The sequence below is a fragment of the Kocuria tytonis genome (assembly GCF_003226895.2).
In the GTDB taxonomy this organism is placed as follows: domain Bacteria; phylum Actinomycetota; class Actinomycetes; order Actinomycetales; family Micrococcaceae; genus Kocuria; species Kocuria tytonis.
The window spans coordinates 1286420-1311741 of the sequence record NZ_PNJG02000001.1; the positions used below are offsets into that span (position 1 = coordinate 1286420).

General features: G+C 71.1%; 24 protein-coding genes and 1 pseudogene. 11 read left to right on the forward strand and 14 right to left on the reverse strand.

Annotated features, from left to right (window positions below; genetic code table 11):
- Positions 1 to 6: 6 nt before the first annotated feature.
- From C1C97_RS05755 to C1C97_RS05765, 3 genes are read left to right on the forward strand one after another with little or no spacing between them, the layout of a single operon-like run.
- A complete protein-coding gene (locus tag C1C97_RS05755) occupies positions 7 to 216 on the forward strand; it encodes a hypothetical protein (RefSeq protein ID WP_110918961.1) in 210 nt (69 codons plus the stop codon).
- On the forward strand, positions 213 to 1403 hold the full coding sequence (locus C1C97_RS05760; RefSeq protein WP_233542752.1) for a histidine kinase: 1191 nt from the start codon (positions 213 to 215) through the stop codon (positions 1401 to 1403). Before C1C97_RS05755 ends, C1C97_RS05760 begins: the two co-directional genes overlap by 4 nt.
- Positions 1400 to 1786, forward strand: a complete 387-nt coding sequence (locus C1C97_RS05765) for an MGMT family protein (RefSeq protein WP_233542753.1) — start codon at positions 1400 to 1402, stop codon at positions 1784 to 1786. Before C1C97_RS05760 ends, C1C97_RS05765 begins: the two co-directional genes overlap by 4 nt.
- Positions 1787 to 1792: 6 nt before the next feature.
- Here the strand turns inward: C1C97_RS05765 and C1C97_RS05770 are convergent, their stop codons facing one another.
- Positions 1793 to 2764, reverse strand: coding sequence for a phosphoribosylaminoimidazolesuccinocarboxamide synthase (locus C1C97_RS05770; protein ID WP_110918959.1), 972 nt, complete (start codon positions 2762 to 2764; stop codon positions 1793 to 1795).
- A complete protein-coding gene (gene purD / locus C1C97_RS05775; protein ID WP_121030414.1) occupies positions 2761 to 4125 on the reverse strand; it encodes a phosphoribosylamine--glycine ligase in 1365 nt (454 codons plus the stop codon). The genes C1C97_RS05770 and purD overlap by 4 nt, the downstream gene beginning before the upstream one ends.
- Positions 4126 to 4195: 70 nt before the next feature.
- Here purD and C1C97_RS05780 point away from each other — a divergent pair, with 70 nt between their 5' ends.
- The 5 genes from C1C97_RS05780 to purM all read left to right on the forward strand — a co-directional run bounded on the left by C1C97_RS05780 (position 4196) and on the right by purM (position 8869).
- Positions 4196 to 5197: an asparaginase gene (locus tag C1C97_RS05780; protein WP_121030416.1), complete on the forward strand. Its 1002-nt coding sequence runs from the start codon at positions 4196 to 4198 to the stop codon at positions 5195 to 5197.
- Positions 5198 to 5378: 181 nt separating this feature from the next.
- Positions 5379 to 5738: a sterol carrier family protein gene (locus C1C97_RS05785; RefSeq protein WP_121030417.1), complete on the forward strand. Its 360-nt coding sequence runs from the start codon at positions 5379 to 5381 to the stop codon at positions 5736 to 5738.
- Between the two features lie 81 nt (positions 5739 to 5819).
- Positions 5820 to 6152: a hypothetical protein gene (locus C1C97_RS05790; RefSeq protein WP_121030419.1), complete on the forward strand. Its 333-nt coding sequence runs from the start codon at positions 5820 to 5822 to the stop codon at positions 6150 to 6152.
- 12 nt (positions 6153 to 6164) lie between these two features.
- Positions 6165 to 7712, forward strand: coding sequence for an amidophosphoribosyltransferase (gene purF, locus C1C97_RS05795; RefSeq protein WP_110918954.1), 1548 nt, complete (start codon positions 6165 to 6167; stop codon positions 7710 to 7712).
- Positions 7709 to 8869: a phosphoribosylformylglycinamidine cyclo-ligase gene (gene purM / locus C1C97_RS05800; protein ID WP_110918953.1), complete on the forward strand. Its 1161-nt coding sequence runs from the start codon at positions 7709 to 7711 to the stop codon at positions 8867 to 8869. Before purF ends, purM begins: the two co-directional genes overlap by 4 nt.
- A gap of 92 nt (positions 8870 to 8961) precedes the next feature.
- Here the strand turns inward: purM and C1C97_RS05805 are convergent, their stop codons facing one another.
- A complete protein-coding gene (locus C1C97_RS05805) occupies positions 8962 to 9162 on the reverse strand; it encodes a DUF3073 domain-containing protein (RefSeq protein ID WP_110918952.1) in 201 nt (66 codons plus the stop codon).
- Between the two features lie 260 nt (positions 9163 to 9422).
- Positions 9423 to 12086, reverse strand: coding sequence for an ATP-dependent chaperone ClpB (clpB, locus tag C1C97_RS05810; protein ID WP_121030421.1), 2664 nt, complete (start codon positions 12084 to 12086; stop codon positions 9423 to 9425).
- A gap of 177 nt (positions 12087 to 12263) precedes the next feature.
- On the opposite strand from clpB, the gene C1C97_RS05815 reads away from it, so the two are divergent.
- The gene (locus C1C97_RS05815; protein ID WP_110918950.1) at positions 12264 to 12488 is read left to right on the forward strand and encodes a hypothetical protein; all 225 of its coding nucleotides are present in this window, start codon (positions 12264 to 12266) and stop codon (positions 12486 to 12488) included.
- Positions 12489 to 12562: 74 nt separating this feature from the next.
- Here the strand turns inward: C1C97_RS05815 and C1C97_RS05820 are convergent.
- The 3 genes and pseudogenes from C1C97_RS05820 to C1C97_RS05830 all read right to left on the reverse strand — a co-directional run.
- Positions 12563 to 13155: pseudogene (locus C1C97_RS05820) on the reverse strand (DNA-3-methyladenine glycosylase I); the annotation flags it as partial.
- The gene (locus tag C1C97_RS05825; protein ID WP_121030423.1) at positions 13148 to 13810 is read right to left on the reverse strand and encodes a GNAT family N-acetyltransferase; all 663 of its coding nucleotides are present in this window, start codon (positions 13808 to 13810) and stop codon (positions 13148 to 13150) included. The gene C1C97_RS05825 and the pseudogene C1C97_RS05820, both read right to left, overlap by 8 nt.
- A complete protein-coding gene (locus C1C97_RS05830; RefSeq protein ID WP_147406050.1) occupies positions 13771 to 14370 on the reverse strand; it encodes a hypothetical protein in 600 nt (199 codons plus the stop codon). Before C1C97_RS05830 ends, C1C97_RS05825 begins: the two co-directional genes overlap by 40 nt.
- A 53-nt stretch (positions 14371 to 14423) precedes the next feature.
- Here C1C97_RS05830 and C1C97_RS05835 point away from each other — a divergent pair, with 53 nt between their 5' ends.
- Together C1C97_RS05835 and C1C97_RS05840 are read left to right on the forward strand one after the other, a co-directional pair.
- Positions 14424 to 15098 carry an HAD family hydrolase gene (locus C1C97_RS05835; protein WP_121030425.1) on the forward strand — a complete coding sequence of 225 codons (675 nt, stop codon included), beginning with the start codon at positions 14424 to 14426 and terminating at the stop codon, positions 15096 to 15098.
- 118 nt (positions 15099 to 15216) lie between these two features.
- Positions 15217 to 15867 carry an HAD family hydrolase gene (locus C1C97_RS05840; protein WP_110918945.1) on the forward strand — a complete coding sequence of 217 codons (651 nt, stop codon included), beginning with the start codon at positions 15217 to 15219 and terminating at the stop codon, positions 15865 to 15867.
- A 208-nt stretch (positions 15868 to 16075) separates the two neighbouring features.
- Here C1C97_RS05840 and C1C97_RS05845 read toward each other — a convergent pair whose 3' ends face one another.
- From C1C97_RS05845 to C1C97_RS05875, 7 genes are all read right to left on the reverse strand, one after another.
- Positions 16076 to 17701, reverse strand: a complete 1626-nt coding sequence (locus C1C97_RS05845; RefSeq protein WP_121030427.1) for a DEAD/DEAH box helicase — start codon at positions 17699 to 17701, stop codon at positions 16076 to 16078.
- A gap of 256 nt (positions 17702 to 17957) precedes the next feature.
- Entirely contained in the window at positions 17958 to 19946 is a 1989-nt protein-coding gene (locus C1C97_RS05850) for a 5-methylcytosine restriction system specificity protein McrC (protein WP_121030430.1), read from the reverse strand.
- A 3-nt stretch (positions 19947 to 19949) separates the two neighbouring features.
- The gene (locus tag C1C97_RS05855) at positions 19950 to 21428 is read right to left on the reverse strand and encodes an McrB family protein (RefSeq protein WP_147406051.1); all 1479 of its coding nucleotides are present in this window, start codon (positions 21426 to 21428) and stop codon (positions 19950 to 19952) included.
- Between the two features lie 30 nt (positions 21429 to 21458).
- The gene (locus C1C97_RS05860; protein ID WP_147406052.1) at positions 21459 to 21737 is read right to left on the reverse strand and encodes a hypothetical protein; all 279 of its coding nucleotides are present in this window, start codon (positions 21735 to 21737) and stop codon (positions 21459 to 21461) included.
- A 5-nt stretch (positions 21738 to 21742) separates the two neighbouring features.
- Positions 21743 to 22936 carry a hypothetical protein gene (locus tag C1C97_RS05865; RefSeq protein WP_121030434.1) on the reverse strand — a complete coding sequence of 398 codons (1194 nt, stop codon included), beginning with the start codon at positions 22934 to 22936 and terminating at the stop codon, positions 21743 to 21745.
- Positions 22937 to 23049: 113 nt separating this feature from the next.
- On the reverse strand, positions 23050 to 23730 hold the full coding sequence (locus C1C97_RS05870) for an ECF transporter S component (RefSeq protein WP_121030436.1): 681 nt from the start codon (positions 23728 to 23730) through the stop codon (positions 23050 to 23052).
- Between the two features lie 601 nt (positions 23731 to 24331).
- Positions 24332 to 25084 (reverse strand): SDR family NAD(P)-dependent oxidoreductase, encoded by a 753-nt coding sequence (locus C1C97_RS05875; protein ID WP_110918938.1) that lies wholly within the window; start codon positions 25082 to 25084, stop codon positions 24332 to 24334.
- Positions 25085 to 25322 lie beyond the last annotated feature (238 nt).

A 25322-nucleotide genomic window follows, 5' to 3' on the forward strand; every position in this document is an offset into this window, starting at 1 on the left:
GACCCCATGACTCAACTCACGCAGGGCCGCGAGGTCACGGCCCCCACCACCCGCCGCACCCCCGTCCTCCGCGCGGCCGCCGCCGCCGCGCTCGTCGCCTCCATGCTCTTCGCCTCCACGGCGCCTGTGTTCGCCGTCTCCGACGGCGGGTCGGTGCGCGGGCCGGGCAGCGCGCTGTGCCGGTTCTTCCCCATTTACTGCAACCCCCCTCGGTGAGTTCGGACGCCACCGTTCGAGGTTCGGACGCGGCGGCACGCCCGGCGGTCATGCCCAGCTGGCTGCGTGTCGTCCTGGTCCTCTTCGCGGGGGTGGCGCTGTTCGACGAGCTGCGCGCCGTCGCGTGGTCGGCACTGTCCCCGGTGCCGGCCATGCTCTTCGCCGCGTGGATAGTGCTCAGCTATGGTGCCGTGGCGCTGCTGGCCTGGTCCGCGGCCGCGGGGGCCATGGCCATCACAATGTCCTATGCGCTGTGCCTGGTGCTGGGGCAGTACTCGGTCACGCTGCTGTGCGCCTGCATGGTCATGGCGGTGGCACTCGCCATGCTCCGACGCCGTCCCGCCCTCGTCCACCTGGCGGTCACGGCGGTGTGGCTGCTCGTCACCGCGGTGTTCCTGCACAGCACCGACTTCGCGTGGGTGCTGGGCATCCCCCTGGCCACCGCGGCGCTGATCGGGGTGGCCGTGCGCTTCTTCGTGGGGCAGTACCGGCTCAACGCCCGGCGCCTGGAAGTGGTCGAGGCCACCCACCAGCGGCTCCGGGAGCAGGAGCGACTGGCGCTGGCCCGGGACCTGCACGACGTGGTGGCTCATGAACTGACACTCGTGACCATGCAGGCGGCGGGATCGCAGCGCCAGACGGACCCCGCCGAGCTGCACCGCACCATCGACACCATGGACACGGCGGCGCGCTCCGGTCTGACCGAGTTGCGCACCCTGCTGCACATCCTGCGGGACTCCCCAGGTACGGACGACGCCGCGGACGAGCGGGGCAACGCGTCCGGGCTCACCACGGGGTCCCTGCACGGGGTGGCCCAGGCACTGGAGTCGAGCCTGCGGGGAGCGGGCCTGGATCCGATGTTCGACCTGGGCACAGGCGTGGACGACATCCCCACCTCCATCCGCGGCACCGCGGCACGCGTGCTGCAGGAAGCCGCCACCAACATGATCAAGTACGCGCCCACCGGCTCCCCGTGCCTGGTCCGCATGACCGCGGTGGACTCCACCGTGCACATCCACACGGAGAACAGGCTTCCCCACGGATCCGGTGACCTGGACCGCCGCGGGCTGTCGTCGGGTTTCGGGCTGCGCGGGATCCAGGAGCGGGTGGCCCTGCTCACCGGCCAGGTGGAGTACGGGCCCCGGGACCGAACGTGGCACCTCGACGTCCGGATCCCGGTCGCGTGACCGCCGCACGGAACGCACGGCGCGGGATGTGCGGGGACGGATCCCGCAGCGGGGCGGCCGCGATCGAGGCCGTGCGCGGCGTCGTGCTGCGGATTCCCGCGGGAACCGTGCTGAGCTACGGGGACGTCGCGGACCTCGCGCGTCTCGGGACCCCGCGCCTCGCCGCGCGGATCATGGCCCTGGGGCAGGTGAGCACCGAGGCACCGTGGTGGCGGGTCGTGCGGGCGGACGGCACGCTGCCGGACCGGTTGCAGATCGGCGCGCGGGAGCAGTACGAGCGCGAGGGCACGCCCCTCAGGACCACCGATGCCCACTGGGTGCAGGTGGACATGCGCCGCGCCCGCTGGGACGGCCCGCCGCGAGGGGCGGACCGCACCGGGTGAATCCGGTCAGCCCTCGGACGGGCCGGTCACCTCGAAGAACCCGCTCCGGGGGTCGAACGCACGGCCGGTGAGCCGCTCGTAGGCTTCCACATAGCGCTCACGCGTCTTCGCCACCACATCCTCGGGAAGCTCGGGGACAGGCCCCTGCCCGTCCCAGCCGGACTCGTCGGAGCGCAGCCAGTCCCGCACGTACTGCTTGTCGAAGGACGGCTGGGGCTGGCCGGGTTTGTAGGTCTCCAGGTCCCAGAACCGCGAGGAGTCCGGGGTCAGGACCTCGTCCCCCAGCGTGATGGCCCCGCGGTAGGAGTCCAGCCCGAACTCCACCTTGGTGTCCGCCACGATGATCCCGCGCTCCCGGGCGATCCGCTCGGCTCGCGTGTAGATCTTCAGGGACAGCTCGCGCAGCCGGTCCGCCACGGAGTTGCCCACCACGTCCGCCATCTCCCGGTAGGTGATGGGCTCGTCGTGCTCCCCCAGCTCGGCCTTGCCCGTGGGGGTGAAGATGGGCTGCTCCAGGCGGTCCCCGTCCCGCAGTCCGTCCGGCAGCTCGATGCCGCACACCGCACCCGTGGCGCGGTAGTCCTTGAGCCCGGACCCGGTGAGGTAGCCGCGCACGATGTTCTCCACGGGGAACATCGAGAGGTTCTTGCACACCACGGCCCGCCCGCGCACGGACTCGTGCACGTCCGTGGTGAGGATGTGGTTGGGGATCCCGGCCAGCTGCTGGAACCACCACAGGGACAGCTGCGTGAGGATGACGCCCTTGTCCGGGATCTCGGTGGGCAGCACCTGGTCGAACGCGGAGATCCGGTCGCTCGCGACCACGAGCACGGCGCCCGCCCGGTACTCGGCGTCGTCGTGGATGGCCACCCCCGTGGCGGCCAGGCGGGATTCGTCCGGGACGTACAGGTCCCGGACCTTGCCCGAGTAGACGTGCTTCCAGCCGGGGATCTCGGAGGGTGTGCCGTGCTCGCTCATGCCTGCTCCTCTGCTGCGCCCGCGGGGCGTCCGTCCGTCCCGGAGGCGCGCTCCGCCGCGCGTGCGGGGCCCGACGCCGCCGGGGCCCCGGGGACCTCGATCCGCCCCTCGGACGCCGCGAGTGCGACGTCCGTGCGGTAGTGGGACCCCTCCAGGGTGATGTGCTCGATCCCACGATAACCGCGCTCGCGCGCCTGCCGCAGGTCCGCGCCGCGGGACACCACGGCGAGCACCCGGCCGCCGGAGGACACCAGCTCACCGGCCTCGGTGCGCTCCGTCCCGGCGTGGACCACCCAGGTCTCCTCCTCGCGGGAGGCGTCCTGCAGTCCCGTGATCACGTCCCCCTTGCGCGGGGCACCGGGGTAGTTGTGCGCGGCCAGCACGATGCTCACGGCGGCCCCGGGCCGCCACTGCAGCGGACGGTCCTCGGCGAGGCGACCCCGTGCGGCGTCGAGCAGCAGCCCGCCCAGCTGGGTCTCCAGCATGGCCAGGACGGATTGGGTCTCGGGATCCCCGAAGCGCGCGTTGAACTCGATCACCCGCGTGCCCCGGGAGGTGACGGCCAGACCGCAGTAGAGCACGCCCGTGAACGGGGTGCCGCGGCGGCGCAGCTCGTCGATCACCGGGCGGGCCACGCGCTCCACGACGTCCTCGGTGAAGCCCTCGGGCAGCCAGTCCAGGGGGGTGTAGGCACCCATGCCGCCGGTGTTCGGACCCTGGTCTCCGTCCCGGACGCGCTTGAAGTCCTGCGCGGGCTGCAGCGGCACCACGTGCGTGCCGTCGCTGAGCACGAACAGGGAGACCTCCGGGCCGTCCAGGAACTCCTCTACGAGGACGGCTCCCCCGGCGTCCAGGCACTCCCGGGCGTGCGCCTCCGCACGGTCCCGGTCCGCGGTGACCACAACGCCCTTGCCCGCGGCCAGACCGTCGTCCTTGACCACGTACGGGGCACCGAACTCGTCGAACGCCGCGCGCACCCGCGCGATGTCCGAGGTGGCGACGGCGCGTGCCGTGGGGACATCCGCGGCCGCCATGACCTCCTTGGCGAACGCCTTGGAGCCCTCGATCCGGGCCGCCTCCCTGGACGGGCCGAAGACGGGGATCCCGGCCTCGCTCAGCGCGTCCGCCACGCCGGCCACGAGCGGGGCCTCCGGTCCCACGACCACGAGGTCCGCGGCCAGTTCCCGCGCGAGGGCCACCACGGCCTCCGGGTCCTGGGCGTTGAGGGGGTGCACGGGGACGTCCTGGGCGATCCCGGCGTTGCCGGGGGCCGCGTGGACCTCGCTCACGTGCGGGTCCCGCAGCAGGGACGTGATCATCGCGTGCTCGCGGCCGCCTGGGCCCACCACCAATACCTTCACTGGCTCAGCGTATCGGCCGGGGTCCTTCCCGGGGCAACGGGTGCTCCGGTGGCGCTGTCATACTGGGGCCATGGAGACTTTCAGCCCGGATCAGGCCGTGGAACTCGCGGTGGTGCAGCGCAGCGGTTTCGTGGAGTCCCGCCACAGCGGATCGGCCGTGGTGCTGGCCCCGGACGGCTCCGTGGCGTTCTCCGTGGGCGCCCCGGACGAGCCGGTCTTCCCGCGCTCCACCCTCAAGCCCTTCCAGGCCGTCGCCGCGATGAAGGCGGGGGCGGCGCTGCACGGCGAGCAGGTGGCGATCGCGGCGGCGTCGCACACCGGGACCTTCGACCACCTGGACGCGGTCAGCTCCATCCTCAAGGCCGCCGAGCTGGGCCCCGAGGCCCTGCAGTGCCCGCCCGACTGGCCCCAGGACGACGACACCCGCGCGTGGCTGATCCGCACCGAGCGCGGCAAGAACCGCATGTGCATGAACTGCTCCGGAAAGCACGCCGCGTTCCTGCTCGCGTGCGTGACCAACGGCTGGCCCACGGACACCTACCTGGACCCCGAGCACCCGCTGCAGCGCCTCGTGGTGGAGACCATCGAGGAGTTCTCCGGCGAGCGCGCGGCCCACGTGGGCATCGACGGCTGCGGGGCGCCCCTCACGGCGATCTCCCTGACCGGCCTGGCGCGCATGTACTCCACGCTGGGGCGCGCCGCCCGCAACATCCAGGCGGACGCCCGCGCCGCCACGGTGGCAACCTCCATGCTGGACTACCCGGAGTACGTCCAGGGCCCGGGGCGCTCCAACACGGTGGTCATGGAGGAGCTGGACGTGATCACCAAGCTGGGCGCGGAGGGCGTGCTGGGGCTCGGCACCCGCTCCGGGTGGTCCGTGGCCATCAAGATGCTCGACGGCTCCTCCCGCGCCAACTCCCTGGTGGGCCTCTCGCTGCTCGCCCACGCGGGCGCCATCCCCCGGGCCGACGCCGACCGCGTCATCGAGCGCGTCACGGCTCCGATCACCGGTGCCGGGCGCCCCGTGGGAGCCGTCGAGCTGGCCCCCGGGCTGCGGGAGCTGCTCGACTGACCACCGCTCCGGGCTCCCCGTGCAGCACCCTTCCCAGCGGGTGGCCGCCGCGGCACGATCCGCACCGGGAGCTCCGGGTGCGCCACAGCGATCGCCGCCGCGGACGGCCCCCTCGACGGCGGAGACCCCCGAACTCCCTCATCTTCCCCGACCGCACCAGGACACCGGAGGCCCCACCACCGTGAAACGCCGGATCAGCCCCGCGGACGGCTCCCTCGCCCTCGCGCAGTGGCGCCGCGCCCCGGAGGACGCCGACAGGAGGACCGTGGCCACGGCCGTGCGGTACTGCCTCGAGGAGCTGGGAACCCGCGCGGAGGGCAACTCCGTGGAGGTGCGCGTGCCGCCCTTCGGTGTCACGCAGTGCGTGCCCGGCCCACGGCACACCCGCGGCACCCCGCCCAACGTGGTGGAGACGGACGCCACCACCTGGCTGGCGCTCGCCACCGGGGCGGAGACCTGGGCGCACGCCGTGGCGGAGGGCACCGTGGCGGCGTCGGGAACCCGCACGGACCTCAGCGCCTGGCTGCCCCTGTTCCGCTGAGGAGAACTCCCAGGGGATCGCAAGACCAGCCCACCGGCCCACCGGCGCCGGGGTGGTGGGCCGCGCGATAACCTGGAGACCATGACGTCCGCCAGCCCAGAGTCACCCGACCGTCACGTGCCGTCCGAGACCGCCACACAGGACGTGACGGTGCGACGCGCCCCCAACCTGATCGCCTTCGTGGCCACGGGTGCGGCGGTGGGCGCCATCGTCGGCCTGCTCGTGGGCGCCCTGGGTCCCGGCGCCCTGGCCTACACCCGCGCCGCCATCATCGGCTTCTTCCTGATGTCGTTCCTGATCGGGGGCGCCGCTCTCGGCGCCGTGGTGGGCCTCGTGCTGGACCGGATCTCCCTCAAGCGCGCCCGCAACGTGGCCGCCGAGGTCCACGAGGGCGGCCGACGCCCCGGCTCGTGAGACACTGTTCCCGTGGTTCGAGCTGACGGAAAACTCTCACACGATCTTCTGCCCGGCGAAAAAGGCCCCCAGGACGCGTGCGGCGTGTTCGGTGTGTGGGCCCCAGGGGAGGACGTGGCCAAACTCGCCTACTACGGGCTGTACGCGCTGCAGCACCGTGGGCAGGAGTCCGCGGGCATCGCCACCTCGGACGGTGAGCGGATCTCGGTCTACAAGGACATGGGGCTCGTGTCCCAGGTCTTCGACGAGACCACGCTCAACACCCTCAAGGGCTACCTGGCCGTGGGTCATGCCCGGTACTCCACCACCGGCGCTTCCCACTGGGCCAATGCGCAGCCCACCCTGGGCGCCACACCCCACGGCACCCTGGCGCTCGCGCACAACGGCAACCTGACCAACTCCGCGGAGCTCTACGACCTGCTGATCGACAAGTCCGGGTTCCCCTCCCGCGGCGAGATGGCCCGCGGCAACACCACGGACACCGCACTGATCACCGCGCTGCTCGCGGAGCACCCCCTGAACTCGCTCGAGGAAGCCGCCATGAAGCTGCTGCCGCAGCTCGTGGGCTCCTTCTGCCTCACGTTCATGGACGAGAGCACCCTCTACGCCGCGCGTGACCCGCTGGGGGTGCGCCCGCTCGTGCTGGGCCGTCTGGAACGCGGCTGGGTGGTCGCCTCCGAGACCGCCGCACTGGACATCGTGGGCGCCTCCCTCGTGCGCGAGGTGGAGCCCGGGGAGTTCATCGCGGTCGACGAGAACGGGCTGCGCTCGAGCCGCTTCGCGGAGCCCACCCCGGCCGGCTGCGTGTTCGAGTACGTGTACCTGGCCCGCCCGGACACCACCATCAACGGCCGCTCGGTCTACGAGTCCCGCGTGGAGATGGGCCGCAGGCTCGCACGGGAGCACGCCGTGGACGCGGACCTCGTGATGCCCACCCCGGAGTCCGGCACGCCGGCGGCAATCGGCTACGCGGAGGCCTCGGGCATCCCGTTCGGCCACGGGCTCGTGAAGAACTCCTACGTGGGGCGCACGTTCATCGAGCCGTCCAACACCATCCGCCAGCTCGGGATCCGGCTCAAGCTCAACCCCCTGCGCTCCATCGTGGCGGGCAAGCGCCTGGTGGTCGTGGACGACTCCATCGTGCGCGGCAACACCCAGCGGGCCCTGGTCCGGATGCTGCGCGAGGCCGGCGCGGCGGAGATCCACGTGCGGATCTCCTCCCCGCCCATCAAGTGGCCGTGCTTCTACGGCATCGACTTCGCCACCCCCGCCGAGCTGATCGCCAACGGCCTCACCGTGGCGGACGTCCAGGCGTCCCTGGGTGCGGACTCGCTCGGCTACATCTCCGAGGAGGGGATGATCGAGGCCACCGCCCAGTCCCGCGGCAACCTCTGCACGGCCTGCTTCTCGGGCCAGTACCCCACCACGCTGCCCAAGGCGGACCGGCTCGGCAAGGCCGTCCTGGAGGCCCCCGGCGCCCACGCGGAGCCCTCCGAGGACCTCGTGGTCCCCGCCCCGACAGCAGACCCCGCCGGCACTCCCGAGGAGACCACCGCATGAGCCCGCAGCAGCCCCAGAACTCCCAGCCCGTGACGTACGCGAGCGCCGGAGTGGACGTGGAGGCCGGGGACCGCGCCGTCGAGCTCATGAAGGCCGCGGTCAAGGCCACGCACACCCCCGGTGTGGTGGGTGGCGTGGGCGGGTTCGCGGGGCTCTTCGACGTCTCCGAGCTCACCGCGTACCGCAGGCCCTACCTGGCCACGTCCACGGACGGAGTGGGCACCAAGGTGGCCATCGCCCAGTCCCTGGACGTCCACGACACCATCGGGTGGGACCTCGTGGGCATGGTCGTGGACGACATCGTGGTGGTGGGCGCCAAGCCGCTGTTCATGACGGACTACATCGCCACGGGCAGGGTGGTCCCGGAGCGCATCGCGGGCATCGTGCGCGGCATCGCCGCCGCGTGCGAGGCCGCCGGGACCGCGCTCGTGGGCGGGGAGACCGCCGAGCACCCCGGCCTGCTCGGGGTGGACGAGTACGACGTCGCCGGTGCCGCCACCGGCGTGGTCGAGGCGGACGAGCTGCTCGGTCCGCAGCGTGTGCGGGACGGTGACGTGATCATCGGCATGGCCTCCTCCGGTCTGCACTCCAACGGCTACTCGCTCGTGCGCCGCGTCATCAACATGGCGGGCTGGCAGCTGGACCGCCAGGTCAGCGAGCTGGGCCGCACCCTGGGCGAGGAGCTGCTCGAGCCCACGCGGGTGTACGCCGCGGACGTCCTGGACCTGGCCCGCGCCTTCCCCGTGAACGGGGCCCACGGCGCCACGGGCCACGGCGTGCGGGGCTTCTCCCACGTGACCGGCGGGGGGCTGGCGGCCAACCTCGCCCGGGTGCTGCCCGCGGAGCTGCAGGCCACCGTGGACCGTTCCACGTGGTCCCTGCCGCCGGTGTTCCGGCTCGTGGCCGAGCTCGGCCACGTCCCGCAGGCGGATCTGGAGCGCACCCTGAACCTGGGTGTGGGCATGGTCGCGATCGTGGACCCCTCGGTGGCCGACGCCGCCGTCGCCCACCTCTGCGACCGCGGAGTGCCCTCCTGGATCATGGGCCGCGTGGGTCCCGTGGATCCGGACGCCGCCCGGCACGGCAGCGACTGGGTGCAGGGCGCCAAGGGTGTGGCCGGCGGCGGCGTGCTCATGACGGGTCGGTACGCGAACTGAGTGACAGCACGCAGCGAACCGCCCACACGGCGGTGTGGGCGGTTCGCTGAGTCACTGAAGTCGAGCGGCGCGCTGGTGCGCCGGACGCCGGGTCAGTCGTAGTCGGAGTACTTCTCCGCGTAGGTCGAGTAGTCGTCCTCGTCCTCGGGTCGTTCCTCGTGATCCACGGCTCGGGACGACGGTTTCGTGCCGCGCAGCTCGCGCTGCAGGGCCGAGTAGTCGGTCTGCGGGCTGAAGTACTTGATCTCCCGCGCCTGTCGTGTCGCCTTCGCCTTTTGACGGCCGCGCCCCATGGCGTGACCCCCTCTGCGTCTCGTGTCCGGTGGGCGGTAGCGTGCTGAGCGCACAATACGGCCCCGGAGTGTCTTGTCAGTTTTTCGTGAGTCCAGGGTACATGTTTTGAACGGTTCGCGCGCACCGGCGGGCTGAGCGTACACCCCCCCCGGCCGACACGCATCCGCCCCGGGGGTCTCCGGTGCCGACACGGGTGGACCCGCCCCGACGGCGTCACCGTCTCGAGGGGCGGGTCCGCGATCCGTGTGCGACCAGCCGGTCACTGGTCCACGATCTCCGCGTCCACGATGCCGTCGTCGCCCTCGGACGGTGACGCCGCGGCGTCCTCGTGGGAGGTGGTGACCGTGAGGCCGTCCTCGGCGACGTCCGGGTTGACGTCCACGACCACGGTGTCCCCGTCCACGATGGCGCCGGAGAGCAGCCCGCGTGCCAGGCGGTCGCCGATCTCGCGCTGCACCAGCCGGCGCAGCGGACGGGCGCCGTAGGCGGGGTCGTAGCCGGTGATGCCCAGCCACTCGCTCGCCGCGGGCGTGACCACCAGGGCCAGCCGGCGCTGCGCGAGTCGCCTGCCGAGCTGGGCCACCTGGATGTCCACGATCTTCGCGAGGTCCTCGGTGCTCAGCGGCTCGAACATGATGATGTCGTCCAGCCGGTTCAGGAACTCCGGCTTGAAGGACGCGTTCACCACGCCCATCACGGCGTTGTTCTTGGCCGTCTCGTCCATCATGGGGTCCACCAGGAACTGGCTGCCCATGTTGGAGGTGAGGATCAGGATCACGTTGCGGAAGTCCACGGTGCGGCCCTGGCCGTCGGTCAGCCGACCGTCGTCGAGCACCTGCAGCAGGATGTCGAAGACCTCGGGGTGGGCCTTCTCCACCTCGTCCAACAGCACCACGGAGTACGGGCGACGCCGCACGGCCTCGGTGAGCTGGCCGCCCTCGTCGTAGCCCACGTACCCCGGAGGGGCGCCGACCAGACGGGAGACGGAGTGCTTCTCCGAGTACTCGGACATGTCGATGCGGATCAGTGCACGCTCGTCGTCGAACTGGAAGTCCGCCAGGGACTTGGCCAGCTCGGTCTTGCCCACACCCGTGGGGCCCAGGAACATGAACGAGCCGATGGGCCGGTCCGGGTCCGAGATGCCCGCGCGCGAGCGGCGCACGGCGTCCGCCACGGCGGTCACGGCCTTGCGCTGACCGATCAGCCGCCTGCCCAGGACGTCCTCCATGTGCAGCAGCTTCTCGGACTCGCCCTGCAGCATCTTGCCCGCGGGGATCCCGGTCCAGGCGGAGATCACCTCGGCGATGTCGTCTGCGGTGACCTCCTCGGAGACCATGGTGTCCTCCGCCGCGCCGCCGGCGTCCTCCTGGGCCTGGGCGGCATCGAGCTGCTTCTGGGCGTTCGGGATCTCGCCGTAGAGCAGCCGGGAGGCCTCGCCGAGGTCGCCGTTGCGCTGGGCACGCTCGGCCTGCGAGCGCAGGTCGTCGATGCGGGCCTTGAGCTCACCCACCTGGTTCAGCCCGGCCTTCTCCGCCTCCCAGCGCGCGTTGAGCGCGTCCAGCTCGGCCTCTTTGTCCGCCTTGTCCTGGCGCAGTGCGGCCAGGCGCTCCACGGAGGCGGGGTCCGTCTCGCCGTCCAGGGCCAGCTCCTCCATGGTCAGCCGGTCCACGGCACGGCGCAGCTCGTCGATCTCCTCCGGCGCGGAGTCGATCTCCATGCGCAGCCGGGACGCGGCCTCGTCGATGAGGTCGATGGCCTTGTCCGGGAGCTGACGGCTGGGGATGTAGCGGGTGGACAGCTGTGCCGCGGCCACCAGGGCGGAGTCCGCGATCTGCACCTTGTGGTGCGCCTCGTAGCGCTCCTTGAGCCCGCGCAGGATGGCCACGGTGTCCTCCACCGAGGGCTCCCCCACGTAGACCTGCTGGAAGCGGCGCTCCAGGGCGGCGTCCTTCTCGATGTTCTCGCGGTACTCGTCCAGCGTGGTGGCACCGATCAGGCGCAGCTCACCGCGGGCCAGCATGGGCTTGAGCATGTTGCCCGCGTCCATGGAGCCCTCGGAGGCGCCCGCTCCCACCACGGTGTGGATCTCGTCGATGAACGTGACGATCTGGCCCTCGGAGTTCTTGATCTCGTCCAGGACGGCCTTCAGGCGCTCCTCGAACTCGCCGCGGTACTTGGCGCCGGCCACCATGGACCCGAGGTCCAGGGAGATCAGGGTCTTGCCGCGCAGGGACTCGGGGACGTCCCCGGCCACCATGCGCTGGGCGAGACCCTCCACCACGGCGGTCTTACCCACGCCGGGCTCACCGATCAGCACGGGGTTGTTCTTGGTGCGCCGGGAGAGCACCTGGACCACGCGGCGGATCTCCGAATCACGGCCGATGACCGGATCCAGCTTGCCGTCCCGGGCGATCGCGGTGAGGTCCGTGCCGTACTTCTCCAAGGACTGGAACGTGCCCTCCGGATCCGGGCTGGTCACCCGGCGGTCGCCCCGCACCTGCGGAATGGCCTCGCCGAGGGCCTCGTCCGTGACCCCGGCACCCTTGAGCGCCTCCGCGGTCTTGTCGTGGCCCGCGGCCAGACCGTAGAGGATGTGCTCCGTGGAGACGTACTCGTCCTTCAGCTCGCGGGCGTAGTTCTCCGCAGCCTGCAGCGCCTGCAGGGCGGCACGGCCCAGCTGCGGCTGCGCCGTGGAGTTCCCGGACGCGCTGGGCATCTCGTGGATGAGGTTGCTGGCCTTGATGGACACGGCGTCCGCGTTCGCGCCGGTGGCCTTCAGGACCGCCACGGCCACGCCGTCCCGCTGGTCCATGAGGGCCTTCAAGATGTGGGCCGGTTCGATGGTGGGGTTGCCCGCCGTGGCGGCATTCGTGGCCGCGGCACTCAGGGCTTCTTGGGACTTGGTGGTGAACTTGGTGTCCATGGCATCTCCTCGTGCTTGATCGACGTTTCATCACTTGCCTTGAGTCTATCCCGCTCAATTCGCATTAGGAAGGCCAGAGCCTTGGAGACCTCGGAACCGCTCCGTTGCACCGGCTATGCTTAGTGCATCAGTTGTTGAGGCGAGACCGCCCCGCCCGTCCCGTGGGAAGGACCAGCCATGTCCCGCAGCCGTGACGCCGCTCCACCGCGCCGCAGTCTCTTCCGGCGCTTCGACGACTTCGTGATGAAGTTCGTCGGGCCCGCCGACCGCAGCCCCGTGGACCTCAGGGGCAACGAGCGGATGAGCGAGCAGACGCAGCAGTGGTACGACAACCTGCAGTCGGAGTACGAGCTGGTCAAGGACGCCCACGGCCAGAGCTACCTGCGCCGCCGCGAGGGCTGAGCCCGGCCGCGCGTCACCGCCCCCGGACGAGCGGCGTCGTCACCCGGTACCGCACCGTCGGCCCGCCCGCACGCCCAGACACCCGAGCTGCCGCGGCGGTGGCTGCCCACCAGGTGCGTGTCCACCATGCCGATCGCCTCCATGAGGGCGTACATGGTGGTGGGCCCCACGAAGGCGAAGCCGCGGCGCTTGAGTTCCGCGGACAGCGCGGCGCTCTCGGGCGAGGCCGTGGGCACCTCCGCGAACCGCACCGGCTCGGGGGTCTCGGAGGGTCGGAAGGACCACACCAGCTCCACCACTCCCTCGTACTCCCGCAGCGCCACGGTCGCGCGGGCATTGGTCACGGCGGCGCGGATCTTGCGCTCTTGCGGATGATGCGGGCGTCGGCCATGAGCCGCTGGACGTCCGCGTCCGTCATGGTGGCCACCGCGTCCGGGTCGAAACCGTGGAACACCTCGCGCAGCGCCGGTCGTTTGGCCAGCACCGTGCGCCACGAGAGTCCTGCCTGGAACCCCTCGAGCACGATCCGCTCGAACAGCCCGGCCTCGTTCCGCACGGGCATGCCCCACTCGGTGTCGTAGTACTCGCGCAGCAGCGGATCGCTCGCGGCCCACACCGGGCGGGCCAGGCCGTCCGCACCGACCACCAGGTCCGGGTTCTCACCCATGGTCGCTCGTCCCCTTCTGCTCCGTGGCCGCGGCCGACGACGCCGCTCCCGTCAGCGGTGCCTCGCCGCACGTCCCGCGCGGGGCGGCGGCGGGCGCCGTGCGCTCGAAGAGGGCGCACTCGGCGTCGTAGTAGGCGCGGCTGAGGCCCCGCGGGGTCATGCCCAGCCGCAGGCACACCGCCTGGGACGCCTCGTTGGCGGGGTGCGTCACGGCCACCACGCGGGTCAGGCCCGCCGCGAAGGCGTGGGCCAGCACCGCGTGCGCGGCTTCGGTCGCGTAGCCGTGTCCCCAGGCGTGCGGGTGGAAGTGCCATCCGATCTCGATGTCGTGGGCGGTGTCCGCGGCCGAGTCCGGGATGGGTTTGAGCAGCACGGTGCCCACGCGCGTGCGCTCGTGGGTGCGCACGAGCCACGCGCCGTGCACGGGGTGCTGCGAGTACAGCCCCTGCCAGCGCCGAATCTTCTCCCGGGCCTCGCCGAGCGTCCTGACGCGCTGGGTGCCGTCCCCGATCCAGCGCTGGACCTCTTCCCGGGAGTAGAGGTCGCGCACGAACGCGGCGTCCGCCGCGGCGTCGTAGGCCCGCAGCTGCAGGCGCGGGGTGAGCAGGGGAACCGTCACGAGCGACCCCCGGACGACGCCGCGGTACCCGGGCATGCGGCGTCGCCCTCCCGCTGAGCCTCCAGCCGGTCCAGGCGCTCGTCCTCGGTGAGGGGCTCACCGCGCAGCCTGCGCGCGGTGACCCGCAGCTCCGTGACCGCCAGCAGCACCAGGGCCACCGCCATGGCCACGGACAGCACGCCCAGGATGTTCACGAACCCGTAGCCGAGCTCCAGGTACCCCGCTCCCGCCACACGCGTGAACACGGACTGCATGCCCTGGGCGGTGGCGTCCGGGAGGAAGAAGCCGAACCCCAGCGTGACGAGCCAGGCGGCCACCGCGGTGAGCGCGGCCCGCCGACTCACGGCGTGGGACGGGTAGTTCAGGGCGTCCCGGCGGAACAGCGCCGCCGCGATCACGTGGAGCACCAGGACGGGCAGGGCGATCGCCACGGCGTACACCGGTGTGAGACCGCCCAGCACGCCCGCCAGGGCGCGGCCGAAGCCGACCCACAGGGCCAGCAGCAGCGCCACCACCACCATGACCGCGGGGAAGCTGCGGGACAGCGCCGATCCCGGTCTCGAGAGGGCTGCGGGCTCACGGTCCTGGGAACTCATGTGCCCATGGTAGGGCGCTGGGACGTGTCGGGGCGGGCACGTACCGTGGAGTCATGAGCGCCGCAGACTTCCCCCGAGCCGTCCTGTTCGACCACGACGGCACCCTCGTGGACACCGAACCCCTGTGGGAGGCCGGCAAACAGCGGATCGTGGCCGCCCACGGCGGTGCGTGGACCGACCGGGACACCCGGGACACCCTGGGCGAGCCCCTGGCTGCCACTGTGCAGCGGCTGTCCGAGCTGGGTGTCCCCGGCTCGCCGGAGGAGGTCTTCCGCGAGTTCTACGGGGTGCTGGAGGACGTCCTCGCGAAGAACCCTCCCACGTTCATCCCCGGCATCCGGCCGCTGCTGGCGGACCTGGACCGGGCCGGCATCCCGGCGGCCATCGTCACGAACGCCACCTCGGAGGTGGCGCGGTACACCGCCGGGCTGGCCCCGGACAACCTGTTCCGGGTGATCATCGGGGACGAGGAGGTGGCGCAGGGCGTCACCCCCAAACCGGACCCGGACGCGTACCTGGAAGCGGCGAGGCGCCTGGGCGTGGACCCCCGCGACTGCGTGGTGGTCGAGGACTCCCCGTCCGGCGCCGCCGCGGGAGTGGCCGCGGGCATCGTCACCGTGGTGGTTCCCGGGGTCCAGCAGGTCCCGGGGGGACCGGGGGTCGTGCACGTCCCGGAGCACTCCGCCGTGACCCTCGACCTGCTGCGCTCCCTCGACCCCCACGACTGAGCAGCCGCGCGGCCGCCGGCGGTCCGCCACTACACTGTCCCCATCCCGGTGCACCGCTCCAACGGTCACCGGCGCCTCCCCACCGCGCACCCCTCGCGGCTGTTCCCGAAAGGCGGACATGAGCTATCCCCTCGCCGTGCTCTTCGACCACGACGGCACCCTGGTGAACACCGAGCCCCAGTGGGCGGTGGCCAAACGGAAGGTCGCCGAACGCTACGGCCAGAGCTGGAGCGTCGCGGACGACCACGCCACCCTGGGCGGCACCGTCCAGGACGCCGCGCGCACGTTCGTGGACCGGGGCGCCCCGGACTCGGTGGAGGAGATCACCCGGCAGCTGGCCGAACACGTGATCGGGAGCATGGACGAGGAGATCCCGTTCCTCCCGGGCATCCGCTCCCTGCTGCGGGAGCTGGCGGACGCCGGCATCCCCGCAGCCATCGTGACCAATGCCCTGACCTCGGTGGCGCGGCACACCGCGGCCGGCGCCCCGGAGGTCCTCACGCGCATCGTCTCCCACGACGACGTCACCCACGCCAAGCCCGACCCCGAGCCGTACCTGCGCGGTGCCGAGCTGCTCGGCGTGGCGCCCCGCGACTGCGTGGCCGTGGAGGACTCCGAGCCCGGCGTGCGCAGCGCCGTGGCCGCGGGCATGACCGTGGTGGTGGTCCCCGGGGACAAGCCCGTCCCGGAGGGGCCCCACCGCGTGTTCGTGGCCGCGCACGAGGACGTCACCCTGGACTTCCTGCGCTCACTCACCCCGCCGGCCTGACGGGCCGCACCGGGCCCGCCGCTTCCCGCTCGCGGCAGGGCGGAAGCCGCCGCGCCGTCACACGGCCCGGGTCGCCCGTCACGGCGCGGCACCGCGCCCGCCTGCGCCTACACATGCCCACCCGCGCACGAAGAACCCCCGGCTCGATGCTCTCGAGCCGGGGGTCCTTCGTGTCGTGCGTCCGGGGTCGACCCGGTCGCCTCATGGATCAGCGCGCCGACTGCCCCGAGCGGTTGCTCTCACGACGACGCTGCGCCGCCGCCATGGCGCGATCCGGCACCCGGTCCGCTGCGCCGCCACGCTGCGCGGAGCCGCCGCGCGCGCCTCGCGGGGAGGAGCTGCGCGCGGCACCGGGCCCGGCGGCGTCGCCAGCCGAGCGGCGGGTGGTGGCGGACCGGCCGCCGTTGCCACCGCGCCCGGCGTCGGAGCGGTTCGTGCCGGAGCGGCCGCCGGAGGGACGGCCGGAGCCCTGGCCCTGCTGGCCGCCACCCTGGCCGGAGCGCCCGGCCGAGCCGGAACGTCCACCGCCCTGACGGGACCCACCCTGGCGCTGGCCACCGGAGCGGCCGCCCGAGGAACGACCACCCGAGCGCCCGCCGGATCCGCTGCCGCCACCGGGCTGGGTGACCGCGGGGGCCGCGGTGGGGGCCACGCGCTCGGCGCGCTCACCCACGAGCTCCTTCACGACCTCCGAGTCCGGACGCACCTCGTCCACGCGGGGTTTGACGCCGGCCTTTTTCATGAGCTTGTCCACGTCCGAGCGCTCCTCGGTGGTCGCGATGGTGATCACGGCACCGGAGGCACCCGCGCGGGCGGTGCGCCCGGAGCGGTGGAGGTAGGACTTGTGCTCGGCGGGCGGGTCGATGTGCACGACCAGCTCGACGTCGTCCACGTGCACGCCGCGCGCGGCGACGTCCGTGGCCACGAGGACCCGGACGTCACCGTCGGAGAACGCGCCCAGGTTGCGGTCACGCGCGCCCTGGGAGAGGTTGCCCTGCAGGTCCACGGCGGGGATGCCGGCCTGGCTGAGCTTCTTGGCCATCTTCTTCGCGCGGTACTTGGTGCGCGTGAACATCATGCGCCGCCCGGTGCCGGAGGCGAGCGCCTCGATCAGGGCCTGCTTGTCGTCCGCGTGGGTGACCAGGACCTGGTGGTCCATGGTGGTCACCGCGGCCTGGGCGTTGTCCGCCGAGTGCAGGACGGGGTCCTTGAGGAACTTCTTGACCAGCACGTCCACGCCGTTGTCCAGCGTGGCGGAGAACAGCAGCCGCTGCGAGCCCTTGGGGGTCTTGGCGAGGATCCGGGTGACCACGGGCAGGAAGCCCATGTCCGCCATGTGGTCGGCCTCGTCCAGCACGGTGACCCGGACGTCGTCGAGCGTGAGCAGGCCCTGTTTGATGAGGTCCTCGAGGCGACCGGGGCAGGCCACCACGATGTCCACGCCGTCCGCGAGCGCCTTCTCCTGGCGCTTCTGGGACACACCGCCGAAGATCACGGTGGTGTTCAGCCCGGCGGCCTTGGCCAGCGGGGCCACGGTGCGGTCGATCTGCGTGGCGAGCTCACGGGTGGGCGCCAGCACGAGCCCGGTGGGGCGGTGTGCGCGGCGGCTCACCCGGCTGGAGCCGGGGGCCAAGCCGGCCAGGCGGCTCACGAGCGGCAGCGCGAACGCCACCGTTTTGCCGGAGCCGGTGCGGCCACGGCCGAGCACGTCCCGCCCGGCCAGTGAGTCGGGGAGAGTCTTCTCCTGGATGGGGAACGCTTCGGTGATGCCTCCGCGAGCGAGGTCAGCGGAGAGTGCCTCGGAAACGCCGAGGTCGGTAAAAGAATGAGACAAGGAAAGTCTTTCAGGTGTTGGTCCGCGCGAAACGATTCCGCGCGCACGCGCCTCGCAGTGGGCGCGGCCTGCGCGCCTCGGACCGGCGCGCTTCGACCCCGCACTCGGTGCGGGGGAACTGGTCCACTCTACACGCATGGCCCCGAGGTGCGGACCGCTGGTGGATCGGAGCTCACATTCGCGGCAATGACCCGGTGGCGTATTTGGGGCGGAACCGGTGGACCATCGGGGAGCCACCGGTTCCGCTAGCGCGGGGTCAGGGCACTGGACGGTCCAGCCCCGCCAAGACACTGCCGCGCAGGATCTCCACAGCTGCTTCCCGAGACGCCGCCAGGGACCGACCCCCTGGGGCGGGGAAGGGCAGCGCAACCGCCCCGATGTGGAGCCGGGGCGCCCAGTGCTCGCTCACAGGATTCAGTGCGGGGGCACCGGGTTCGGCGAGCACCAGTCTGTCCATGGCCTTTTCCGAAAGATCGGTGACCACGGGGTGAGCCAAGAACGCGTCCGCGTCCAGGCGGTACGCGTAAGTGGCCAGCTGGTACTGGTCCGTCATGCTCGCACCCGCGAACCCATCCGCGGGCCAAGGTTTGTACTTGGCATCCACCACCAGGAGCGGACATTGGCTGTCGCCGGGCCTGGACGTCGGTGGTTCGAGAACCACCAGGTCCGGCCGCTTAGCGGAGACCGGCTCAGGGGCCGAGGGCCCGGACTCGCGGAAGAAGACATGCAGGCGATACTGCTCCGTCACCGTCCTGCCGATGCCGTCCAGGGCCGTCTTCAGATACTCGGCGACCAGCTTTTCCCAGAGCATGCTGCTGGGGTACTTCAGGTTCACGAGCACCCCCGCTGCCTGGGTGCACTCCTCGGGGTCCACCCCGTGGCGCCGGGCAAGGACAGCCCGCGCGTAGCGGTAGGCCAGCCGCGTGACCATCGGCATGCGCTGCAGCTGCGCGGCCGGGACCCCTGCCGCGAGCAGGACGTGGGCGGGCTCCGCGGTGACGTCCCGCAGCTGGGCGTCGCACGTCAGGGCACGTTCACGGTCACCTGGGTCCACCGCTTCGGAGGCCACGATCTGCACAGCGCCGCGGACCGTCTGCCACAGGGCGGAGTCTGCGCTGAGGGAGTCGAACTCGCACAGCACCGGCAGCCGGCGTCGCGCGGTGCGTCGGATGACGCCCTGCGGGTCCATGCGTCCCCGCACGAAGGCCAGCTCCTCCGAGATGGGCAGAAACGTGGGCCGCCGGTGCTGCAGCGCGTCCTCCGTGCGGGCCAGCAGCTGCCGGTACACGATTTGCTCCAGCCCCGGCAGCTCCGGGAGCAGGTCCACACCGCCGACCGGCGGGTCTCGTCGGTCCGCCCCTGTGGCGGGCTCACCGTGAACATGGTCGATAACGCTCCACAGCAGCGAGACTGGGTTCGCCCCAGCACTCAGGCCGGCGGTCTCGTCAACACAGGGCAGCGCAGGAAGGTACCCGGGCAGCGCCCCGCGAAGCCGCGCCGTGAGCGCGACCTCGCGCCAGAGCGGGTCGCGCTGGCCGTCCTCCGGCTCCCCGCCAAGGATGCCGCTCCCTCCCGTCCCGCGGGTCGGCCCCGTCGCACTCCCCGCAGTTGCCGTTCCAACCGCGGCCGTCGTTCCCTCCTGCGCGGCGGTCTCGTCCTGCGTGTCCGCCGCGTCCGCGCCGGGTGCACCGTCCGCGGATGCCTCGCCGTCGGCCCGCTGTTCAACCCCCTGCTGAGCGTCCCAATCCAGGAGGATGTCGCTCGCAACCTGTTCGAGGCTGCGGGCCCACTCGGGCTCCAGGGCGAGGATCTGCTGCTCGTGGATCGTCAGCTGCAGGGTTCCAGAGTGCTGCCCGTGCTCCCCGGGCGTAAACCCCACCTCAGTGGGGCGCGGCAGGCGCACGACCCGAGTCCCCGCCGGATCACGGTTCCACAGCTTGGGAAGCACATGAAGCAGAAGGATGTCCGTTCCTCCACCGGGTTCCTCCTCCTTCCCTGCGCCGGTGTCCTCCGCGGGCTGGCGGCTCAGGATGGTGAGGCCCACCCCGTTTCCGCGGGCACTGACCTGGAAGAAGCGCAACCGGGTGGCGGCCTCCGGGGCATTGGGACCCTGCCGTGCGGCGGACGAGGTCTTCAAGCCCACCAGGTCACCGCTCCCGGGGTTCTCTTCGGTGAGGTCCCCGACGTTGCCGCGCAGGGTGTTCGTCACCGGATCAGCCTCCGCGAAGGGGATGCTCCCGCTCACGGGTCAGCTCCCCTGATTGGAGGCGGTGTCGACGTCCTCGGACGAGCCGGAGCCACCTTCGTCCACCGAGGACTGTTCATCCAGCTGCACTGCCCGCTTGTTCGCCTCGATCTCGGGGCGGCGGCCCAGTCCTTGACCCTTCAGGACGATGGTCCACGCCTGGTCTCCCACGGGGGCGCCGGATCCCACGATCCCCTTGATCTTTGAGTCCTGGATGTTGAAGGTGGCCACCACCTCCTTGAGCTGGTTGAGCAGGTCCGTGGCGACGTCCGCCACAGAGCGGTCCGCCCCGAAGAAGTAGGAGTGGCCCAGGCGGGCATCCGGGCCCACGTGGGTCTGCAGCCGTTCATTGGTGGCGGCGTACCACTGGATGAGCCCGTCCAAGTGCTCCCTGTCGCCGCCCTGCGAGTCCAGGGCCGCCCGAAGCCTCGGTCCGTCCAGCGGGTGCATGGTGACCCAGTGGAAACGACGCCGCAGGGCCAGGTCGATCGTGCCCACGGAGCGGTCCGTGGTGTTCATGGTCCCCAGGATGTGGAGGTTTCGGGGCACCTGAAGGTAGCGGAGCCGTTCACCCCCACCCTCCTCAGGATCCACTGGTGTCTGCAGGGCAATCGTGTGCGGTGTCCGCTTTGAGAGGAGCGCCGCCCGCTCGTTCTTCGCGATCCCCGACAGGTCCACCCGCTTTGAGGACTCCAGCACCAGCATGAGGTCCCCGAAAACCCTCGAGGTGTTGGCTCGGTTGATCTCGTCGATGAACAAGAGGTAGTCCTGCTCGGGATTATTCGCGGCGGCCTTGCACATCTCCACGAACACGCCGGCCTCCCCCTTGAATGTTCCGTCCGCTTGGGGACGGAGTCCGCTCACGAAGTCCTCGTAGGACGTGGCCGGGTGGAACACCACTACCTCAATGCGCTCCCCATAGTGATGCGTGAGCCCCTCCAGCAAATGGGACTTCCCGCAGCCGGCCACCCCCTCGACGATCACGTTCGTGTACTTCCGCAGATCAGCCGCGACCGTCTCCGCTGTGACACTGCCCTGAGATGGCATGGCAGCCCCTCCGTTCTCCTGATGGGTCGATGCGGTTCGACCGGAATCCTCTGTGCTGTCGGGAGTAATTTTCATGCTGATTCTCTTCAGAGCAGCCTCGACGTCGGAATTCTGCGCCATCGCGTGTTCCAGGTGTGGCAGCGTTCGCAATTCCAGTGACTGGGACTGGGTCAGTCCCCCGCCTTTTTCCTGACGACCAATATCTTTTCCCGTCATCTCCTGCACGAAGCCCTGGATGGACTTGGATGCCGTGGCCGGCCCACCCCCACCTTCTTCTCGGACTCCCTCGGGGCCCTCCATGGACACGGTGAATTCGTCCTTTATGATCTTCTCGATCTTGAATTCCCCCTCCTCGCGGGGGCACTTAGTGACCAGGTCGAAGAGGCTCACCCCCTCTTCCAGCCGCTGCTTCGCGTTGAATTTCTGCTTGTCCATGTCCTCCACCGTGGTGCCTCTCCTCTTTCGTCACTGGTTCAGCGGGCCGTACTCGGCCAGATGTTCGGCAGCCGGCGTCCCGCACTCCGCCTCGTGGACCTCCAGCAGCCGGGCCAGGCTCAGCACGTAGTGGCGGGGGCAGAGCAGCTCGACCTCTCCGCCCACGGCCGACTCGGCGGTGTCCTCACCGGCCCGTCGCCGGATGCGGTACTCCACGGAGGCGGTGCACACGCTCTCGTTCCACGAGCACCGGGGGTTCTCCACTCCCTCCACGATCTCGAGGTCCGGGAACCCCGTCTGCACATCCATGCTCTTCATCGTTGCTGCCCTTCCACCCGGGGTCCGGCGGGGAGGTCCGCCGCGAGGGTCTCGTGCCGACGCTCCAGCCGCTCGTGCAGCTCGCGCACTGCCCGGTCGATCTCCTCCTGGGCAAGTTCCACGTTCTCGTCCAGGAACCTTCCCCAGCGGCGTCGGAAGCGCTTCTCCCGCAGCCGGGACGTGCGGGTGACCTCGAGGTCCGAGAGTTCCAGGACGGTCAGTGCGCCGTCGTCGTCGGTGTGCAGACGGAGCACCGAGGGGCCCGGGGGAATCAGCAGCAGCATCGGCGTCCCGGCAATTCCGACAGCCACCCAGGATTCCGCCTCTGTCCGCTCGTCGAGGGGCACCGAACCCAGGTCCCGCAGCGGAACCAGGTGGGGTTCCAGAAGGTCCCGGGGAAGCACGCCGTCCGCGTCGTACGCCACCACGGCGGGGCCGTCCGTCCGGACGCCGATGAACGCGGTGAAGGGTGTGCCGTCCACCAGCTGAAAGGTCTCCGGCGCACGGTTCCTGGGATCGAAGGCGTGGAGCAGGTAGCGGATCCGGGGGCCGTTCGAGTCCTGGGCGTCACGGCAGGCGTACTCGCGCAGGAAGACGTACTTCTCGACCCGGTGTCCCAGGCACTCTTCGGAATCCAGGTCCAGCCGGAACAGCTCCCACGGCGCCGTCATGTACGGCGTGTGCCTTCGCAGCCAGGTGGACAGTGATTCGTCCTTGCGCACGTCCTCGGTGCTTGCCCACTCGTCCTGGTAGCTCACCACGTTGCGTTCCGCCCGTTCCAGGGCTGCGCCCACGCCGTCGCCCTCCCAGGGCGGGGCCGGCGCAGCGCGGGCAGCCTCGCACATGCTCAGGCGCGCCTCGGCATCTCCGCGCAGCACCTGGTCCACCCACAGGACCTCGAGATCAGGGTCGTCCGGGGCGATCTGCTCGCCAAGAGCGGGGCCCACCACACCTCCGGGGAGCGGAGTTCCGTCCACCAGGGGGTGCCCGAGGCCCCGCTCGTCCACGCGCAGTTCGTGCTCGTGGTCCCGCTCATCCGTCCCCCGGGCGCGCAGCCGCAGCCGTCGCACGACTGCGCGCCCGTCTGAGCGACCCGGCTCCCCGTGGGCCAGCTCCTCGACCCGGACGTCGTCGGGACCCAGGGGCGTCCCGTACGGTGCGTGGTACGCCGCACCCAGGACACGATCCATGCTCCCGTCCGCGCCATACGTCTTTTTCGCGTGACTCCCCACGGCAGCTCTCCCCACGACGTCGTTCCGGTACCGGTCGCAGCCCGCGATCGGTAAGCCCATTGTGGGGAGGACTAGTTCACCAGCGCATCAGAATTCGGGGATCTCACTGTTTCCGGACGTTTCCGGACAACTCGACCAGGTCGTATGCCTTTATTCGCATAGGGCGTGAGCCACCCGTGTCTGGTTCTTCCGCGCGCGCCGACCGCGTCCGGCGCGGGCACGAGAACGGGCACCCGCGCATGGACCCGTTGCAGGACCACCAGGGCAATGAATCCGGTGAGTAGCTTGTCCACCATCGAGTAGGCCCCGTTCGCCGAGAAGACCGTGAAGACCAGTGATGCACCAGCCGCACCGAGCGCCTCCCCGAACGTGCCCGTCTGCGTCAGCTCCCGGCCGGGGAACAGGAGAAGGATCACCGGTGCCGCGGTGAGAGTGCAGCCCACCGCAGCGAGCACGCACAGGCGGAAGTAGGAGACCAGGGTCCGCCCCCTCCCGAAGTGCCGGACCCCGTAGCCCCAGATCAGTGCACCCACCGTGTTCACCGGTGCGAACAGCAGGGCTCCCGGCCCGTCCGTGAAGGTCCCGAGCGCATTGCTCGCCAACCCCACGGTCACGCCGAACCATGGGCCCAGGGCAATGGCGGACACTGCCGTACCCGTCATGTCCATGTGGAGCGGCAGCCGCATGCCCTGGTGCAGATACTTTCCCATAAGGTTCAGCACCAGGCAGAGGCACATCACGGTCAGCACCATCCAGGGCCCTGGTCGAGCCGCACCCGCCGTCCTGCCGGATTCGCTGCCCACGCTGCTGCCCCAGAGAACTCGAGGCTCCTCGTCGGTTGCCGGCCGTGCCAGGGAGACATCCGACGGCGTGGATTCCCGTTCCTGAACAAGCAGGGGCTCGGGTGCGGGGCGGGCATGCAGACACCGTTTCCGCCATCCGCGTGCCCCCCCCCTCGGCGTCCGCCCCCAGGGCGAGTGCGATCTCCTCCACCAGCTCCGCGCTCAACCGGCTGCGACCGGAGCTGAAGGCGTCGTAGACGGTGGATCGGGCCGGACGCGCGCTGTATTCGTCCACGCCCCGTTCACGCCGCGCCCGTTCGATGCGCTGGGTGATCCGGGCGTACGAGATCCCTCCCGCCTCCGACCGCAACCGGTGCAGCCCGCGGGCGATGTCGTCGTAGGACTCCACCTGCGGAACAGGGGATTCCGCCGCTCCCTCCGCTGCATTTCCGGACCGTGTCGCGTCTGACATGGAAACATCGTATTCACGGGTGGGCGTTGCGAACGCACATCACGACCGGCGCGCCGTCGTCGCCCCCTGCGGCCCAGGAACGGACGCGGGTTCAGGGCGTCACACCGCCACGTACCCGCCGTCCACCAGGTAGTAGGACCCGGTGATGAAGGATGCGGCGTCCGAGAGCAGGAACGCGGTCAACTGCGCGACCTCCTCGGGTGTGCCCAGCCGTCCCATGGGGTGCTTGGCGATCAGCTCCGCGAGCACCTGCGGCGGCAGGTCCGCCAGCAGCGGGGTGTCGATGTACGCGGGGCCCACGGCGTTCACGCGGATCCCCCGCTGGGCGTAGTCCACACCGGTCTGCTTGGTGAGACCCACCAGGCCGTGCTTGGCGGTGGTGTAGGCGGAGTTGCCCACCATGGTGGCCACGGTGGAGTGGATGGAGCCCACGTTCACGATGGCCCCACCCCCGTGCTGCTCGATCACCGGCAGCTGGGCGTGCATCCCGTAGGCCACCCCGTTGAGGTCGATGGCCACCGTGCGCTCCCATGCGGCGATGTCGGTCTCCCCCAGCGCCTCGGTCTGCCCGCCCACGCCGGCGTTGTTCACGGCGTAGTGCAACCCGCCGTACGTCTGGACCGCGAAGTCCACGGCGGCCTGCGCATCGTCCCTGCTCGCGACGTCTTGACGGATCCCCGCGGCATCGCCTCCGGCGGCCATGATGGCCTGCACCACGTCGTCGATGCCCGTGGCGTCGATGTCCGTGACCACCACCTTGGCGCCGCGGCGCGCCAGATCCTTCGCGATCGCCGCGCCGATCCCGGAGGCCGCTCCGGTGACCAGTGCTACTCGGGACGTGAACTCTGACATGGGAACTCCTGGACGTCGACGTCGATGCGGGCACCCTCAGTCTCTCCCCACCGGGGGCGCCGGAGCCAGGACCCGCCAGAATGAGTCACGGGCCGCGCACCGCTGCCCCCCCCCCCCCCCCCCCCCCCCCCCCCCCCCCCCCCCCGCCGGCGCGGAACCTCACCGCCGCAGGACGACGGGCAGGTGGTCCACGTGGCGAGCCACGCACCGGGGGGAGGTCAGTCCTCCTCGTCCGCCG

Bases quoted from the DNA above. Each gene is read 5' to 3' on its own strand.
- C1C97_RS05755 (WP_110918961.1), top strand. From the start codon at position 7: ATGACTCAACTCACGCAGGGCCGCGAGGTCACGGCCCCCACCACCCGC.
- C1C97_RS05770 (WP_110918959.1), bottom strand. From the start codon at position 2,764: ATGAGCGAGCACGGCACACCCTCCGAGATCCCCGGCTGGAAGCACGTC.
- C1C97_RS05780 (WP_121030416.1), top strand. From the start codon at position 4,196: ATGGAGACTTTCAGCCCGGATCAGGCCGTGGAACTCGCGGTGGTGCAG.
- C1C97_RS05790 (WP_121030419.1), top strand. From the start codon at position 5,820: ATGACGTCCGCCAGCCCAGAGTCACCCGACCGTCACGTGCCGTCCGAG.
- purM (WP_110918953.1), top strand. From the start codon at position 7,709: ATGAGCCCGCAGCAGCCCCAGAACTCCCAGCCCGTGACGTACGCGAGC.
- C1C97_RS05805 (WP_110918952.1), bottom strand. From the start codon at position 9,162: ATGGGGCGCGGCCGTCAAAAGGCGAAGGCGACACGACAGGCGCGGGAG.
- clpB (WP_121030421.1), bottom strand. From the start codon at position 12,086: ATGGACACCAAGTTCACCACCAAGTCCCAAGAAGCCCTGAGTGCCGCG.
- C1C97_RS05815 (WP_110918950.1), top strand. From the start codon at position 12,264: ATGTCCCGCAGCCGTGACGCCGCTCCACCGCGCCGCAGTCTCTTCCGG.
- C1C97_RS05825 (WP_121030423.1), bottom strand. From the start codon at position 13,810: ATGCCCGGGTACCGCGGCGTCGTCCGGGGGTCGCTCGTGACGGTTCCC.
- C1C97_RS05830 (WP_147406050.1), bottom strand. From the start codon at position 14,370: ATGAGTTCCCAGGACCGTGAGCCCGCAGCCCTCTCGAGACCGGGATCG.
- C1C97_RS05835 (WP_121030425.1), top strand. From the start codon at position 14,424: ATGAGCGCCGCAGACTTCCCCCGAGCCGTCCTGTTCGACCACGACGGC.
- C1C97_RS05840 (WP_110918945.1), top strand. From the start codon at position 15,217: ATGAGCTATCCCCTCGCCGTGCTCTTCGACCACGACGGCACCCTGGTG.
- C1C97_RS05855 (WP_147406051.1), bottom strand. From the start codon at position 21,428: ATGGACAAGCAGAAATTCAACGCGAAGCAGCGGCTGGAAGAGGGGGTG.
- C1C97_RS05860 (WP_147406052.1), bottom strand. From the start codon at position 21,737: ATGGATGTGCAGACGGGGTTCCCGGACCTCGAGATCGTGGAGGGAGTG.
- C1C97_RS05865 (WP_121030434.1), bottom strand. From the start codon at position 22,936: ATGGATCGTGTCCTGGGTGCGGCGTACCACGCACCGTACGGGACGCCC.
- C1C97_RS05870 (WP_121030436.1), bottom strand. From the start codon at position 23,730: ATGGTGCTGACCGTGATGTGCCTCTGCCTGGTGCTGAACCTTATGGGA.
- C1C97_RS05875 (WP_110918938.1), bottom strand. From the start codon at position 25,084: ATGTCAGAGTTCACGTCCCGAGTAGCACTGGTCACCGGAGCGGCCTCC.